Source organism: Bacteroides fragilis (assembly GCF_019583405.1).
GTDB classification, from domain to species: domain Bacteria; phylum Bacteroidota; class Bacteroidia; order Bacteroidales; family Bacteroidaceae; genus Bacteroides; species Bacteroides fragilis_B.
Window position 1 is genome coordinate 150,034 of the sequence record NZ_SZUU01000002.1, and the last position, 14,797, is coordinate 164,830.

Below are 14,797 nucleotides of genomic sequence, written 5' to 3' on the forward strand. Positions count from 1 at the left end.
TTCCTTATCTTATCAGTTTTTTCTTCATTCCCCGGGCTAACTCTTCCTTGATAAAAGTCATCAATGGCTTACCCACTACAATAAACATGACCGCTACCAGAATCATCAGAATGCCAAGCATTAATCTGGGAGTCAGCCGTTCGCCAAAAATCATCACCCCGAAGAAAAGTGCGGTCACCGGTTCCAATGCTCCCAGAATGGCAGTAGGCGTAGAGCCGATGCTATGAATGGAAACAGCCGTACATACCAATGATATGACGGTAGGCAAGAAAGCCATGGCAAGAATATTGCCCCAGGCAGGAAACGAAGGAACAGCCTGAAGATCCGCGCAGAAATTCAGGCGGACTATATAAATGGAAAGACCGAACAACAGCGCGTAAAAAGTCAGCTTGGCCGTAGACATTAACTTCAGCGTGGAATGGTTGACACCGACGATATAGACAGCATAAGACAGTGAGGAAAGGATAACGAGCAACATGCCGACCAGACTCAGCGTTTCGCCTCCCTCCCCTTTGTAAAGCAGTCCGATGCCGGAAAGGGCGAGCAGAATGCAAAAGAAGGTCAGCAACGACACTTTCTCGTGGAAAAACAGGAACATGATAAGCGCCACCATCACCGGATAGACAAATAATATGGTGGAAGCAATGCCTGCATCCATGTGCTTATAGCTCAAAAACAACAGCAGTGAAGAGGCAGAAAAAAGTAGTCCGCCTGCAACCAGAGGCAATATCTCGTTCCTTTTCAGGGCAAACGACTGTCCCTGCACTTTCATCAAAATCCCCAAAATAAGTACGGCAAACCCGTAACGATAGAACAATACAGAGTCCACCGACATCCCTTCTTTATAGAGCGGCAGTGTAAACAACGGATTCATGCCATAAGTAGCAGCAGCCACAGCTCCGCAAACAAATCCTTTAGCCTTACTATTAATATTCATTATTATATTCATTTTTCGGGGTGCAAAGATACAGTTTTTTGGAGATGTTGGTTACTTTTGCGTCAATTCTAACAGAGATTAAAATTGAGCAAAAACCGTATTGATCAGGAAAAGAGAGTGGTAGAGCTGATGATCCGTCTTTACTGCCGTAAAAAAGAAAAGAATGTCACGCTTTGCCCCCAATGCGAAGAGTTGCTTCGTTATGCGCATGCCCGGCTGGACCGCTGCCCCTTTGGGGAGAAAAAGAAAGCATGCAAGCAATGCAGCGTACACTGCTATAAACCTGCCATGCGGGAACGGATGAAACAAGTAATGCGTTTCTCCGGTCCCCGAATGCTGATTTATGCACCTTGGGAAGCAATCAGGCATCTGTTTGGATAAGCAGGCACAGAGAAGAATAATATTATTATAATTGCATGATTACTTTATAATAATTATCTGTGCTTATTAAAATAACGAACCATGACTATCATCAAGTCTCCTTTTATAACCAGTAGATATGTATTTTCCGATTATTTCTGCAACCGGGAGAAAGAGAACTAAATCCTGATACGGGATGGTCAAAACCATCTGCTGACGATTTGACGACATTACCTGAAATATGCAGAAAGTACCCCACACTCTTTATGAATATAGATACAGACATTTTTCTGCTCCCTTCTTGTCATCTATTTTTCCAGAATCCGGGATAGAAAAGTAAAAGTACACTAAAGAGTTCCAACCGCCCTATAAGCATCAGAAATGAAAGTACCCACTTGGCTGTGTCGGGTAATCCGTTCCACGAATAGGCAGGTCCACAGGCTCCCAGTCCCGGACCTACATTACCGATACTGGAAATCACCGTACCGATAGACTCGGAAAAGCCGACACCCAAGAACAGAAGAACTGTCCATCCAAAAATGACGATGATAAGATAGAAAGCGAAAAACATACCTACAGTAGATACAATCGAAGGCGAAACGGTCTGTTTGTTAACTCGTACTAGCAGTACGGCATTAGGATGCAATAAATGCCTGAATTCATTTCGAATAGAACGGGCAACAATCAGCAAACGCATGTTCTTAATGCCACCGCTGGTAGAACCGGTACATCCACCCGAAAGCATGGCAATCAATAGCAACAGCCACGTAAAGGCAGGCCAAAGATTATAATCGTCCGTAGCAAATCCACAGGAGGTGTGCGCCGTAGCAACCTGAAACAGCGACTTACGGAAAGCCGTCTCCCAGTCATAATGATTTTGAAAGACAAGTGCGAGAGTGATCAAAAAAGTCAGGATGGCAACAGAGCCGAGGAACCAACGTAATTCTTCGTCCCTCAAAAGACGACTGACCTTACCGCGAAGACACATCAGGAACAATGCAAAATTGACTCCTGAAAGAATCATAAATATAGCAACCACATATTCAATAAATGGTGAATTCCAATACGAAATACTGGCCTGCTTGGTAGAATATCCACCAGTAGCAGTCGTGGTAAACGACTGGCAGATAGCATCAAAAAGACTCATACCTCCCAACATCAGGAGGACGGTTTCTGCCAGTGTCAATATCAGGTAAACTGTCCATAGCCATTTGGCCATAACATTAATTTTAGGATGGGTACGGTCATGGGTTACTCCTGTAGATTCGGCAGAAAAGAGCTGTACTCCCCCACTGGTGAAAGCGGGTAATACGGCAATTGTAAAGAAAACGATTCCCAGTCCACCAATCCATTGTGTCAGGCTGCGCCAGAAAAGCATACCATGCGAAAGCGATTCGATATCATCAAGAATCGTGGCTCCCGTAGTAGTGAAACCGGACATGGTTTCAAAAAATGCATTAGTCAACGAGTCAATACTCCCGCTCAAATAAAAAGGCAACATACCGAAAAGCGTGAAAAACAACCACGAAAGTGTCACAATGCAATAACCATCACGCCGGCTCAACCGACTTTCCGCACCACGCCCGTAGAGCATCAGTAACGCACCGGACAGGATGTTGATACCCGCCGTATAAAGAAAAAACTTATAATCGCTTTCACCATAGACTGCGGAAATACCGGAACAGAGTACGAACATTACCGCCTCTATAAAAAGTAAGATTCCAAGAACGCGTCCTATCATCTTGCCGTTTATCAGACTGTTATTCCGCTTGCTAACGTATATATCCGTCGACAGGTATTTTTCCATAACATAAGAATTATTTAGCGAAAAGACATATAACCAATATCGTGCCAAAACAAAAAGGCAGGACGTAAGCCAATAGTTATCAGATAAATAGAAATTCCATTCAGGTATCTAATAGCCATCATCACCCTACCATTTTGATAGGATCGGCCTTTCAAAACGGAAAGGTGCATACTCAGGAAATCCGATTATCCCTGCATGATAGGTTCAGTCTTCATTGCAGAAAAATATGGCTTATTCACTTTACGCATTCATGTCTTGTGTTATTTTTATTTCTTATCTTTGCCTCAAACCCCTGAACATAAATTCAGATATGAAACGAGCCATTATCATCGGAGCTACTTCGGGCATTGGGCGTGAAGTAGCCAAACAACTCCTCCTACAAGGCTGGCGCCTCGGTATTGCAGGACGCCGGCTTCCTTCACTGGAAGCTTTGCAGAGCAGTGCACCGGACCGTATAGAAGTCGTCGCCCTGGATGTCACCCAACCAGATGCAGTTCCCAAACTGAGTAACCTGATCAGACGAATCGGAGGCATGGATCTGTTCCTGTTGAGTTCCGGCATCGGTTATCAGAACATAGGGCTGAATCCGGACATCGAATTGGAAACCACCCGTACCAATGTGGTAGGGTTCACCCGCATGGTAGACACCGCCTTCAATTATTTCCGTAAGCACGACGGTGGGCAATTGGCAGTCATCAGTTCCATCGCCGGAACAAAAGGGTTGGGAGTAGCACCTGCCTACTCTGCCACAAAACGTTTTCAGAACACCTATATCGATGCATTGGAGCAGTTGGCCTGCATGCAAAAACTAAACATCCGCTTTACAGACATCCGTCCGGGATTCGTATCTACCGACTTGCTCAACGACGGGAAACAGTATCCGCTACTGATGCAACCGGAAAAGGTAGCCGAACGGATTGTACGGGCACTCAATCGCCGGCAACGTGTCGTAGTGATCGACTGGCGCTATGCCATTATTGTCTTTTTCTGGCGAATGATTCCCCGCCGGATATGGAAAAAATTACCGATACGGACAGGACAGAAAGCTACAGAAAAAAATAGCAAGATCGGATAACCGGTCTTTCAGTAAAACCTACTACATTTGTCCCGAAACCTAACGGAACAAAAGCAATGAAGAGTGATACTGAAGAGAAATATCTGCAACAGGTGAACCGAGTGATAGATTATATCAACTCACACCTTAACGAACCTTTGCGGGTTGAAACTTTGGCACGTGAAGTATGCCTCTCGGAGTATCACTTCCATCGCATTATGCGGGCTTACCTGCACGAACCACTGGCTACGTACATCGCTCGGCAACGGGTGGAGCGTGCGGTAATGTACCTGCAAATCAAGGATACTCCCCTGGTGCAAGTAGCAGAGATGGTGGGATACGAAACGCCACAATCGCTATCGAAAGCATTCAAGCAGTTTTTCGGCATATCCCCCACCGCCTACCGCAAACAGCGGGCAAAACGTTACGAAAAATTCAGCACTCTGAAAGAGGAACCTCTGAAACCGGAAATCCTGACAGAACCGGAATTGAAGCTGGTGTATATCCGTATCATCGGCCGCTATGGCGAAGAGGAACTTTACGTGGAAGCGTGGAAAAAATTGAAAAATTTTCTCCAGACAAACGGTCTTCTGACCCCTTCTACCCGCTGGATAGGCATCAGTTTTGATGACCCTACAGTAACGAAAACCGAGCAATGCCGTTTTTACGCTTGCGCAACAGTGGAACACAATGTGTCACCGCAAGGCGCTTTTGGCATGAAAACAATTCCGCAAGGACGTTATGCCGTCTACACACTCCGTGGAAGCTACAGTGGTTTGCAAGAAATGTATAACCGAATTTACTCGCATCCCCTGCCTACCGCATTTCGTGATGCAACTTCATTTGAAGAATACCTTAATTGTGAACCTGATGCGGAAGAAAAAGATTACGTGACAAGAATATATATCCCTATTGAATAACCCATTAAAAACAGAAAAAGAATGAAACAGAAGTTTTGCCAAAGCTGCGGCATGCCGCTCAACCCAGAAGTATTGGGAACAGAAAAAGATGGCAGTAAGAATGAAGAGTATTGCACCTATTGTTATGCTGACGGACATTTCACCGTGGAGTGCACAATGGACGAAATGATTAACCATTGCGCACAGTTCGTAGACGAATTTAATAAAGACTCGGAAGTGAAAATGACGAAGGAAGAGGCCATTGCAAACATGCAGCAGTTCTTCCCAATGCTGAAAAGGTGGAAACAATGAAGAGGATGGGCAACAGTCAGCTTCCTCCGAGAGATTTTATGACGGAATGGTAACAGGACAAGTTTACCACGGATTACACGGATTAACACAGATTTTCAATAGAGCGTTGAAGAGAAAGATCTTCTCTGTGAGACTCTGTGTTACTCTGTGGTGAGTTAAGCTTAGAGCATTGATACTAAGAATCTGTATTAATCCGTGTAATCCGTGGTGAACCTAAAAACGATTCATTTTCCGAACAGGCCTCAATCCGGACGGTTTATTCCACCGGATGCCGTTTCAGCCATGCGACGGCATACGAACACGTTGCTTTGGGCTTCAACCCCTGTGCAGAGGCATATTTATAAGTTGCTTCTACCAGTGCGGCCGCAATTCCTTTTCCTTCCAAAGGAGGAGGAACGATGGTGTGCATAATATCCAGTGCTCCATCTTCGACTTCATACTCCACAAAGGCAGTCATTCCATTCTTTTCCAATTCAAAACGATTCCGCTCCGGGCGGTGAATTACTTCATATTCTTCCATTTTCTAATCTCCTTTTTGTTTAGGTTAATATAGACTACATTAATTTTTTCTCTCTTTGCTCCACCCAGATCAGTTTCTTTACATCATATCCCCTGCGAGTTGCAGCATCCAGCAATTTCTTCTTAATTTCTTCCGGCAGAAGAGGTGCACGACTCAATATCCACAAATATTTATCAGAACTGCTACCGATCAAAGCATAATTATATTCCTCCTGATCTAACTCCAAAACATAATAATCTGAGTAAAAAGACAGGAAAAACGATACTTTCAGTTTACCCGGTTGAGACGGGTCAGGCATCTTAGCATGTCCTTCTGCTGTCTTACAAACGTCATAGGGCTTCTTATGCTTACATCCCCGGTTCTCCACACGGACCGTACCATCCGGCATCAGTATATAAGTGGCCGTTACCTCCGATAATCCTCTCTCAAAACGATGGTCGAAACGAGCTATCTCATACCACGTACCCATATAGCGGTGCAAGTCCAGTTGGTCTACCGCAGTATGATCAGTACCTTCAAAGAAACCTTCTATGGTCGGCTTCACAAAACGAAAACCCGCCTCGAGCAAACGTGTAGGACGTACATTCTGTCCTGATGTCAGGAAAGAAGCTGACTCACCATACCTCATCCGGAAGAACCAGCGTGGTACAACCACTTTCATCCAAGCATGATAGCGTGCTGCCATTGCCTGAGTAAATACATACTGCGAAATCTGTTGCGGAGCCACCAAATTGAAAACTCCGCTTACCTCTTCGTGGCTGATAATAAACTCCATCGCCCGGCAAAGATCCCGAATCGCAATCCAAGGAAAAGGCTGTGTACCCGGAGCAATCACACCGGCTACCCGCGTCATCCGGAGGGGACGAAGCATTTGCTCCATCGCCCCGCCATCGGGTGAGAGCACAATGCCGAAGCGAGTGATTGCCAGTCTTGTCTGCGACGGACAATGGCGGGCCTCTTTCTCCCATGCATAACAAAGTTCCGCCAGAAAGCCACTTCCCCGGGTATTGGTATATTCATCAAACGTACCCTCTTCAGGATAATATCCTACGGCCGAAGCGGAAATCATTAACCGCGGCTTTGTCTTTACTGCATCCATTGCCCGAATGATGCGGTGCGTCACCTTAATCCGGCTGTCATAAAGTTCTTTTTTGTATTCCGGTGTCCACCGCTTGCTAATGGGTGCTCCTGCCAGATTGATGATAACATCGCAATGTGACAGGGCCTGAATTAAATGCCCCGATGTGCCTTCACGGAACATAGGCCTCCCCAGAGGGACTACCCGGTGTCCCGCTTCTGTAAGGTACTCTGTAAGATGCTTGCCTATAAAACCGGAGGCCCCGCTTATTGCTATATTCATCTGTATTTCCTTTTTTAGAAATATAACGCAGGGAAAGAGGGTAAAGTTCATCTCATCGTCATCTTCCTCAGCTCTTCGAGCGAACCGTTGAATACGTTCAAATCTACATCGTGATGGATACCGGGCACACTTCCGATATCAGTGTGCTGCCAGAAGTGCCATTTACCTTCGTACCTCACCGAATCAACGTAATAGTGGGCTATCCAGTAGGGATAAGCATTGAAAAGCGAGTCGTCCAGATAGCGGGTCTTGAATTTATAAGAAGTGTAGAGAATAGGTTTTACACCATAATGTGCCTCCACCCGGTCGAGCCATTTCTTAATATTTTGTTGCAACTCTTTTTTAGGCCTTTTGCCTGTCAGTTCGACATCGAGCACCGGAGGCAAATCTCCACTATCGAGTTTCACGGTACGGATAAAAAAGTCCGCCTGCTTCAAGGCATCCGTACGTGGAGTGAAGAAATGGTAGGCCCCACGAATAAAGCCATGGCGACGTGCCTGTTCGAAGTTGTCTTTGAAAGTATCGTCACCATGATCTCCTCCCTCGGTGGCTTTCATAAAAATAAAGTGAAGCGGAAAATCCGTTTCTCTGTTTTGTTTCAACTCCTTCCAGTCGATGTTCCCCTGATAATGGGAGATATCGATGCCATGCACCTCATAGCCACAAGGGATGCAAACGCCATATTCCTTCCGTCCGTAGCACTCCTTCCAACGATAAGAATAAGGGCGTATAACGAAATAATAGAAAGCGAGAGAGAATACACCGACTACAATAAGCGCAAGAGTATTGCGCATCCAGACAGGCATAGTACGAACAGTTTTCTTCTTCGCTTTCGTCTTCCGTGTCGATGTACGACGGGCGGAAGCGGATTTGTTGGGGATAGAAGTATTTCGTGAAGACTTCATTGGCTTTGGTTTATTGGGGATTGAATAGATTCACTGCAGAGTACATAGAGGGTACAGAGGATATATTTTTCAGATATACTTATAAACATGATATTAAGACTCTGTGCCCTCTATGTACTCTGTGGTAAGCTATTTTGGAATTCATTTCCGTTATCGGTTCAGTACTTCCGCCTTCACCCACTCCAGGTAAACACCCGGATTGGGCTCAGCAGGAGGAGCGATGAAATGAACATAACTAATTCCATTCTGCGATTCGTTCTTGAGTGGAAGGAACAACGGACGAAGCCGTCCATCTACCCGGATACGTGCCTGCGGACGCTTCTGCGATAAATCCCATTCCAAAGAAACCTCATGCCAACGGTCGTCTTTCACTCCGAGTTGCTTACGCGTCAGTGGAAGTTCATACATAGACTCGTAGCGGGCTACGGTATCAGAAGGATTCATCCAGCGATCATTCAGTAACAACGAAACCGAATGACTCCCCTCTGGAATACGTAAACTGACGGTAAATGTTCCTTTCTTCATAGCAGGAAAGTTCCATACCGCACCACGCGTATCTGCCACCAGTGAAGCATCCGGCCGATAAATCAAATGAAGAACTTGTCGCCCCTCCTTCTGGGGATGGGGTTCAAGCATGCAGCCCTGTATGCGATTGTAAGCACAGTGCCCTTTAATACCGTCAATGTAATTGAATGTACTCCATTGTGAAAGAGAGTCGGTAAAGTTGTTGAAGCGACTCTTCTCGTACAACCAATTCACATCGAACATCATTATGGCACGATGAAGAGGATGTTGACCGATGGATGCCAGAACTTTGCCCGGAGCTACTTCTACAAACTGTGCCTGATGAACGCCACGGTCAATCCCGCCGCCATTAATGGCGTAGTCGGTATCATTGCGCATAGGATCCATGTAAAGTTCGCGAAACCCCTTCCAAGTCTTTCCATCATCATCAGAAATCGCCACGTGAGTCACGTCACGATTAGTGAAAACATCATCCCAAACGCCGTTTGTACCCTCCTTTTCGGGAAGAGGAGTCGTGTTGCACCAAAAAAGCAGTAGTCGTCCGTCGACCAACCGCCCCAAAGTAGACATCGTGATGGTACCATAAAAAGGCGACGGTTCCGATTCGCTCCAAGTTTGTCCGCCGTCCTGAGAGAAAGCCTGATAATGGCGGTCTTGTGAAGTACGCATCAACATCCAGAGAGTCCCGTCCCTCAATTCGACTACAGTAGGTTCAACGGCACCGTGATTCCAACGGATACCTTTATGAAAGCCTCCTCCCTGATGATCGGGAGATATGACTGTATTCGAGCACTTCCAGGTCAGACCGTCATCATCGGAAAAATAGGTATAGCACCCTTTCGGTGTTACCCCTCCGTGAGCAGCCACGACAATACGTTTACCGTTTCGGATAAATACAGGTGGTTTAATCATGATGGAACTGCGATCGGACACTTTTGTAAGAGTACGTCCTCCTGTCAACCCTCCGGAAGTACGAATGCAATATACACCCATTGTTCCCATATCTACCAGACGAATATACTCCTTACTGACAGGACTCTGACGATCGGCAAAAGGCATTTCTTTGGGACGGTTTACCCGTTTCCAGGTCAGGCCATGATCAGTACTGGACAAATAGACCGTTCCTGCTACAGCCTGTTCTCCATAATTATAGTGTCTGATCTCACCGTTATCGAGAAGCGACAAGCCGATATAAGCATCGGAAGGAGGTGTAGCCACTTTCAAGGGAGCGCGAAGCGAATCAAGCACTGGAGGAAGGGACTGCTGTGCCTGTCCGGGAATGAAAAAGCCGGCTGCCAGCAGACATAGGGTAGAAAGTCGTTTCATATAAAATAGGGATATTCTGATGAACTAAAAACCCACCGAACGGAATTGAATCAATCCGCCCCGATGGGTTTCTACTATTGTAATGCGGGGAAAAGCTTATTTAGCCTGCTCCAACTGCAGTGTCTTAGTCGGCTGGTCGCAAACTTCTGTCGGACCGAAGTATTGAATCGGACCCGGATAAACGTAGTCCGTAGTCAGCGCCCACTGATCGCGTTTAGCAGCGAATGTCAGGAACGGTTTTCCGTCCAGTTTCACCAATGCTTTCTGGATTACCGGTTTCATTTCACCGTGACGACGTTCCATGTTCATCATCATCGTAATAGGTACACCGCCTGCGATCCATTCGGCAGCAGGAGCAGTTGTATTACGCACAGATGACATGTAACCGGTCTTGCCGTTAGCAATCAACATAGAAGCTGTATAACCCAGTGAGTAACAGTAGTCAGCATCGTAATTTGACGGAGCAGCGCAACGTCCTTCGTAGCCGAAGAAGTGGTGCTGTGCAGCAAATTTACCTACATATTTACCTTCTTCTTTCCACTGAGCCAGTTTTGTTCCTACCATTTCAGACAACAGTTTTTCTGTTTCGATCAATGATACCTGTACGTTTCCATGGGGGTCACGGTCCAGAGAAAGCTGACGTGCCACACCTTCGGGAAGGCTTGCATAGATATCAGCATTTTCTTTTGACAGCTTGCTGATGATATATTCACGCTGACGAGAACGTTTGATGTTGGCGAACTCAACCGCATTAGCAGCAAGGAAGTCGTTCAACTCAGCGATCAGGCGTTTCATAGCCGGAATAAACTCAACCAGACCTTCAGGAATCAGCACAGTACCGAAGTTGTTGCCTTGAGCAGCACGTTCGGCTACGATCTTGGCAATGTAAGTTACTACATCGTCTAATGACATATCCTTCGCTTCTACTTCTTCAGAGATGATACATACGTTAGGCTGAACCTGCAAAGCACATTCCAGTGCAATGTGAGAAGCCGAACGACCCATCAGTTTGATGAAGTGCCAGTATTTACGTGCAGAGTTACAGTCGCGCTGGATGTTACCAATCACCTCTGAGTATACCTTACATGCAGTATCAAAACCGAAAGAAGTTTCAATCATATCGTTCTTCAAGTCACCGTCGATAGTTTTCGGACAACCGATCACCTGTACACCGGCATTCTTGGCAGCATAGTATTCGGCCAAAACGCAGGCATTTGTATTAGAGTCGTCACCACCAATGATTACCAGTGCTTTGATACCCAATTTATTGATAATCTCCAGCCCTTTTTCAAATTGTTCCGGAGTTTCCAGTTTGGTACGTCCCGAACCAATAATGTCGAAACCACCTGTATTACGGTATTCATCGATGATATCGGCAGTCAGTTCCATGTAATTATGGTCAACCAATCCACCGGGGCCCAGAATAAAGCCGTACAGCTTGTTGTCTTTGTTCAGTGTCTTGATACCATCGAACAGACCAGAGATTACGTTATGTCCGCCCGGAGCCTGTCCTCCTGAAAGGATAACACCTACATTCATAGCGGGGAGCTGGATAGCTTCACCTTCTTCAAATTTAATCAACGGCATTCCGTAAGTGTTCGGGAACAGTTTCTGGATAGCTTCCTGATCGGCTACAGATTGTGTAGCTGCGCCTTCAACTGCTTTTACTGAGCCTTTCAGCGCTTTCGGAAGTTTGGGCTGGTAAGCAGCCCTGGCAATTTGCAATGCACTTTTAGTCATTTTCTTTATCTTATATTTAAAGGTGTTAGTAATTCGAACTTAAAAGCGTCGCAAATTTCGTGTTTTTTTCCGAATTATGAAAGAAAATGGTGATTTTGTTCTCTGCGGATATGCCACGAGCAGACGAAAGGCACAGAGTTAAAATCAATGATTTGAACTCTGTGCCCTTGCCGGCTACTTAACGGTATATCTTACTTCCTCTTTAAAACGTTACCGCTGTCTTGTCGCCCGTAGCAGAGACGGCATACACTTTGAAGCCGTCCTTCCAGGCTGTTTTCATGGTAAACGTGGCAGTACCGGACGGTGCCAATACTCCGTCGGAGATACAAACCTTTCTGCCCGTTTCATCCACAACTTCATAAGCCACCACATTCTTCCAATTGGTCATGGTAAATGTCGAACCGCTTCGCGTAGCTGTTCCGGATATAATTCCAGGTTTGGTTTTATAGAGTTCTACCGAATTATCTGTTATATACTCCAAGGCAACATCCGGTTTCGGATATCCCAAAGCTTCTACACGCTTCTTTATCTCATCGATACGCGTTTGAGTAACAGTGAGCTTTCCAACTCCATAATCGTCCAGAGTAACATCTACCGGGGTCAGAAATCCCCATTTCGTGAAGAAATCCAACAAATTGGCTTTAGCTACTAAACTACAGATATACACGAACTCGGTTTGTTGTTCTCCGGCAGTCTTCAGATTATCATGCGTCCGGATATACTCATACACATCCGGATAGAATCCTCCTTTGTCGGTTTGCTGAAGCGGTGTCCTTCCAAGCACTTTGCCGAAATAAAGCTCCAATTGCCAGAAAGGAACGAGTTTGCAGAAAACATCGCTGTCACTTCCAAAGTTTCCATGTGGGGCACCTGCCGCAATGATTTGAGTCCAGGCTTTGGAGTAACGGTTACGGCTGCCGTCTCCCATATCTTCGGTCTGCAAGCGAGAAGGTTGACCGAAGATCGTAGTCTGAATATATTCCGACATAATATTATTCGTCACTTCCGTAGTTCCCAGCCATTTTAATCCGGGACGTGTCTGGTTGCAATGTCCTATTTCATGTGCAGGTCCCCAGCATGCGGAAGTTTTCAGTTTATCCACATTACAAAGTTCCGCCAGTGTACCATCATTGTATGCGGTGTGATAGCTGGTGGCATACATATAACTGGTATACATCACATGCAGATACATACGGTTTTTAAACAGTTTGTTATACTTATACAGCCCCATCAGTTCCATCTCTGAATTCACAATCTGATCATAAGCATCGATCAATGCTTTTCCGTCGGGAGTGTGAGTACGGAAACGTTCGGTAGGAAATGTGAGGTGTGCATAATGTCCCACTACATCAAAATATTTATCTACTGCATTGCTCAATAATTTATTCCAATCGGAAGCCTTATGTTTAGCTACATCAAAATAACCGTTTACTTGTCCGGAAGCGATATGTATCTTTACAGGCTGAGCGGTTTCATAGTCAGGAGTGTGATACAAGATATACATTAATCCTTTATTCCGGGCCGTAATCTTGTTGGCTCCTTCAGACAACGGATAAGAAGTTCCCCCGAAACCATCACCACCGGGAACATCAAGATTCTGAATCACCGCACTGACAGTCTGCCCGTGTGTATCACCGACAAAAATCATCAGTTGCTCTCCATCTTTAACCGAAATTCCCGTAGGATTATCACGCAGGCTGTAAGGACTGGTCTTATGTGTTTCTGACTGGGCGTCCGGATGGGGCCAAGCCTTATATTCCTGAATACGGAATTCTGTCGGATATTTACCCTGCTTCATATAATAAGCTATGTTCTTGTAGAATGAATAAGGACAGTTCTCTATTTCTTCATCGGTAAGCCCGGTTTTCAATTCAGAGCATGTGCCATCGGTGAAAAGGGTGAGCGGATCAAATGCATCCGGATTCTTTTTATAAAATTCCATCTCGGCACAAGCTGCAAATCCCTGTCCGTCTCCCGATCCTGACTTGACAATAAACTGAACCGACGTGACTCCGATTTGTGCCTTCGGAAAATTAACACGGACTGCGGCATTCGTCCCCCCGAAGTTTTTAGTCATCACTGTATTCCATTCATCGGTCCCTCTGGTATTCGCATTTGACTTTACACGGATTTCCACTTCTTTAAAGTTACCATTCGGTCCGGAAGTACGGGGATAATATATAAAATAATCCATATCCGAACCGGCAGCAAAATTATAAGTCAGCGTGATAGGGAAATAATGATCTCCTGCGTTATTCCAGTTGGAATGGTAAATAGTGTTCATATCACCATCGAATGATTTATCAATATTCGAGCCTCCCTGGAAAGAACTTGCCTCACCTGATTCTACCGGAACTTTAATATCGTCTTTGATATCCTCCAGATTTCCGGATTCATATTCTCCCAATCCTTTTTGAGCAACAGATACCAAGGCTTCAAGTTTTCCGCCGACCTCTTTCACGGTGATATTGCCCGTGCGTTCATTATCTTCCGGATTGGCCGCAACAATGTAATTATGCGTCGTAGTCACCATTTCGGATGCACGTGTATTTGCCGGTTTCTCTTTGATCCATTCCGGCAATGTGATAGTTACCGAAACATTTGTAGTTACATCGAATGCGATATCACTGCCACTGGCCTCAACGGTAAAGATCTGTTGGGATATCAAAATAGCAGGCTCTGATCCCAATTGACGTACGTTAACAGTCTCTACCAATCCATCGGCAGTAACTTTGATTGCTGCCTCCCTGGTTTCTTTTCCATCATATCCAGACACATTTACCGTCAATGTACTTCCGTTGACAGCAACCGAACACCAGTCTTTATCAGACCGGGCCGTCCAATGATCGGCATTGGTGACAATAGCGATATCACGGGTTCCTGCATCACTTTTAAAATCGATGGCAGACTGCGCCACCTCAAGAGTCGTCGATATTAACGCTTTTTCTTCTTCAGCAGAACAAGCATACAGCAGCAGAGGTATAATTGCTGCAGAAATCATTAGAATTAGATGTTTCTTCATGTTATTAGGGTAAATTAAACATAGGATAAA

General features: G+C 45.5%; 12 protein-coding genes. 4 read left to right on the forward strand and 8 right to left on the reverse strand.

Annotated elements, in window-relative coordinates:
• Positions 1–4 precede the first annotated feature (4 nt).
• On the reverse strand, positions 5–937 hold the full coding sequence (locus tag FDF36_RS04960) for a DMT family transporter (protein ID WP_220390565.1): 933 nt from the start codon (positions 935–937) through the stop codon (positions 5–7).
• A gap of 84 nt (positions 938–1,021) precedes the next feature.
• Here FDF36_RS04960 and FDF36_RS04965 point away from each other — a divergent pair, with 84 nt between their 5' ends.
• Complete coding sequence (locus FDF36_RS04965) at positions 1,022–1,318, forward strand: nitrous oxide-stimulated promoter family protein (protein ID WP_005780129.1); 297 nt, start codon at positions 1,022–1,024, stop codon at positions 1,316–1,318.
• Between the two features lie 283 nt (positions 1,319–1,601).
• Here FDF36_RS04965 and FDF36_RS04970 read toward each other — a convergent pair whose 3' ends face one another.
• Positions 1,602–3,104: a TrkH family potassium uptake protein gene (locus FDF36_RS04970; protein ID WP_220390566.1), complete on the reverse strand. Its 1,503-nt coding sequence runs from the start codon at positions 3,102–3,104 to the stop codon at positions 1,602–1,604.
• A 310-nt stretch (positions 3,105–3,414) separates the two neighbouring features.
• On the opposite strand from FDF36_RS04970, the gene FDF36_RS04975 reads away from it, so the two are divergent.
• Genes FDF36_RS04975 through FDF36_RS04985 form a run of 3 tightly spaced genes read left to right on the forward strand, consistent with a single transcriptional unit; the run spans position 3,415 to position 5,369 of the window.
• Positions 3,415–4,179 carry an SDR family NAD(P)-dependent oxidoreductase gene (locus FDF36_RS04975; protein WP_220390567.1) on the forward strand — a complete coding sequence of 255 codons (765 nt, stop codon included), beginning with the start codon at positions 3,415–3,417 and terminating at the stop codon, positions 4,177–4,179.
• Positions 4,180–4,235: 56 nt separating this feature from the next.
• A complete protein-coding gene (locus tag FDF36_RS04980; protein ID WP_220390568.1) occupies positions 4,236–5,078 on the forward strand; it encodes an AraC family transcriptional regulator in 843 nt (280 codons plus the stop codon).
• Between the two features lie 21 nt (positions 5,079–5,099).
• On the forward strand, positions 5,100–5,369 hold the full coding sequence (locus FDF36_RS04985) for a zinc ribbon domain-containing protein (protein ID WP_220390569.1): 270 nt from the start codon (positions 5,100–5,102) through the stop codon (positions 5,367–5,369).
• A 256-nt stretch (positions 5,370–5,625) separates the two neighbouring features.
• Here FDF36_RS04985 and FDF36_RS04990 read toward each other — a convergent pair whose 3' ends face one another.
• The 6 genes from FDF36_RS04990 to FDF36_RS05015 form a co-directional block, all read right to left on the reverse strand.
• The gene (locus tag FDF36_RS04990; protein WP_220390570.1) at positions 5,626–5,889 is read right to left on the reverse strand and encodes a GNAT family N-acetyltransferase; all 264 of its coding nucleotides are present in this window, start codon (positions 5,887–5,889) and stop codon (positions 5,626–5,628) included.
• 34 nt (positions 5,890–5,923) lie between these two features.
• A complete protein-coding gene (locus FDF36_RS04995) occupies positions 5,924–7,249 on the reverse strand; it encodes a TIGR01777 family oxidoreductase (protein WP_220390571.1) in 1,326 nt (441 codons plus the stop codon).
• A gap of 47 nt (positions 7,250–7,296) precedes the next feature.
• Positions 7,297–8,154: a glycoside hydrolase family 25 protein gene (locus tag FDF36_RS05000; RefSeq protein ID WP_220390572.1), complete on the reverse strand. Its 858-nt coding sequence runs from the start codon at positions 8,152–8,154 to the stop codon at positions 7,297–7,299.
• A gap of 150 nt (positions 8,155–8,304) precedes the next feature.
• Positions 8,305–10,005 (reverse strand): sialidase family protein, encoded by a 1,701-nt coding sequence (locus FDF36_RS05005; protein WP_220390573.1) that lies wholly within the window; start codon positions 10,003–10,005, stop codon positions 8,305–8,307.
• Positions 10,006–10,101: 96 nt separating this feature from the next.
• Positions 10,102–11,745 carry a diphosphate--fructose-6-phosphate 1-phosphotransferase gene (locus FDF36_RS05010; protein ID WP_220390574.1) on the reverse strand — a complete coding sequence of 548 codons (1,644 nt, stop codon included), beginning with the start codon at positions 11,743–11,745 and terminating at the stop codon, positions 10,102–10,104.
• 202 nt (positions 11,746–11,947) lie between these two features.
• Positions 11,948–14,767 (reverse strand): M60 family metallopeptidase, encoded by a 2,820-nt coding sequence (locus FDF36_RS05015; RefSeq protein WP_220390575.1) that lies wholly within the window; start codon positions 14,765–14,767, stop codon positions 11,948–11,950.
• Positions 14,768–14,797: the final 30 nt, after the last annotated feature.

What these genes read in the sequence shown, in the direction of transcription:
- FDF36_RS04960 (WP_220390565.1), bottom strand. Translation starts at nt 937, where the DNA reads ATGAATATTAATAGTAAGGCTAAAGGATTTGTTTGCGGAGCTGTGGCT.
- FDF36_RS04970 (WP_220390566.1), bottom strand. Translation starts at nt 3,104, where the DNA reads ATGGAAAAATACCTGTCGACGGATATATACGTTAGCAAGCGGAATAAC.
- FDF36_RS04975 (WP_220390567.1), top strand. Translation starts at nt 3,415, where the DNA reads ATGAAACGAGCCATTATCATCGGAGCTACTTCGGGCATTGGGCGTGAA.
- FDF36_RS04980 (WP_220390568.1), top strand. Translation starts at nt 4,236, where the DNA reads ATGAAGAGTGATACTGAAGAGAAATATCTGCAACAGGTGAACCGAGTG.
- FDF36_RS04985 (WP_220390569.1), top strand. Translation starts at nt 5,100, where the DNA reads ATGAAACAGAAGTTTTGCCAAAGCTGCGGCATGCCGCTCAACCCAGAA.
- FDF36_RS04990 (WP_220390570.1), bottom strand. Translation starts at nt 5,889, where the DNA reads ATGGAAGAATATGAAGTAATTCACCGCCCGGAGCGGAATCGTTTTGAA.
- FDF36_RS04995 (WP_220390571.1), bottom strand. Translation starts at nt 7,249, where the DNA reads ATGAATATAGCAATAAGCGGGGCCTCCGGTTTTATAGGCAAGCATCTT.
- FDF36_RS05000 (WP_220390572.1), bottom strand. Translation starts at nt 8,154, where the DNA reads ATGAAGTCTTCACGAAATACTTCTATCCCCAACAAATCCGCTTCCGCC.
- FDF36_RS05005 (WP_220390573.1), bottom strand. Translation starts at nt 10,005, where the DNA reads ATGAAACGACTTTCTACCCTATGTCTGCTGGCAGCCGGCTTTTTCATT.
- FDF36_RS05010 (WP_220390574.1), bottom strand. Translation starts at nt 11,745, where the DNA reads ATGACTAAAAGTGCATTGCAAATTGCCAGGGCTGCTTACCAGCCCAAA.
- FDF36_RS05015 (WP_220390575.1), bottom strand. Translation starts at nt 14,767, where the DNA reads ATGAAGAAACATCTAATTCTAATGATTTCTGCAGCAATTATACCTCTG.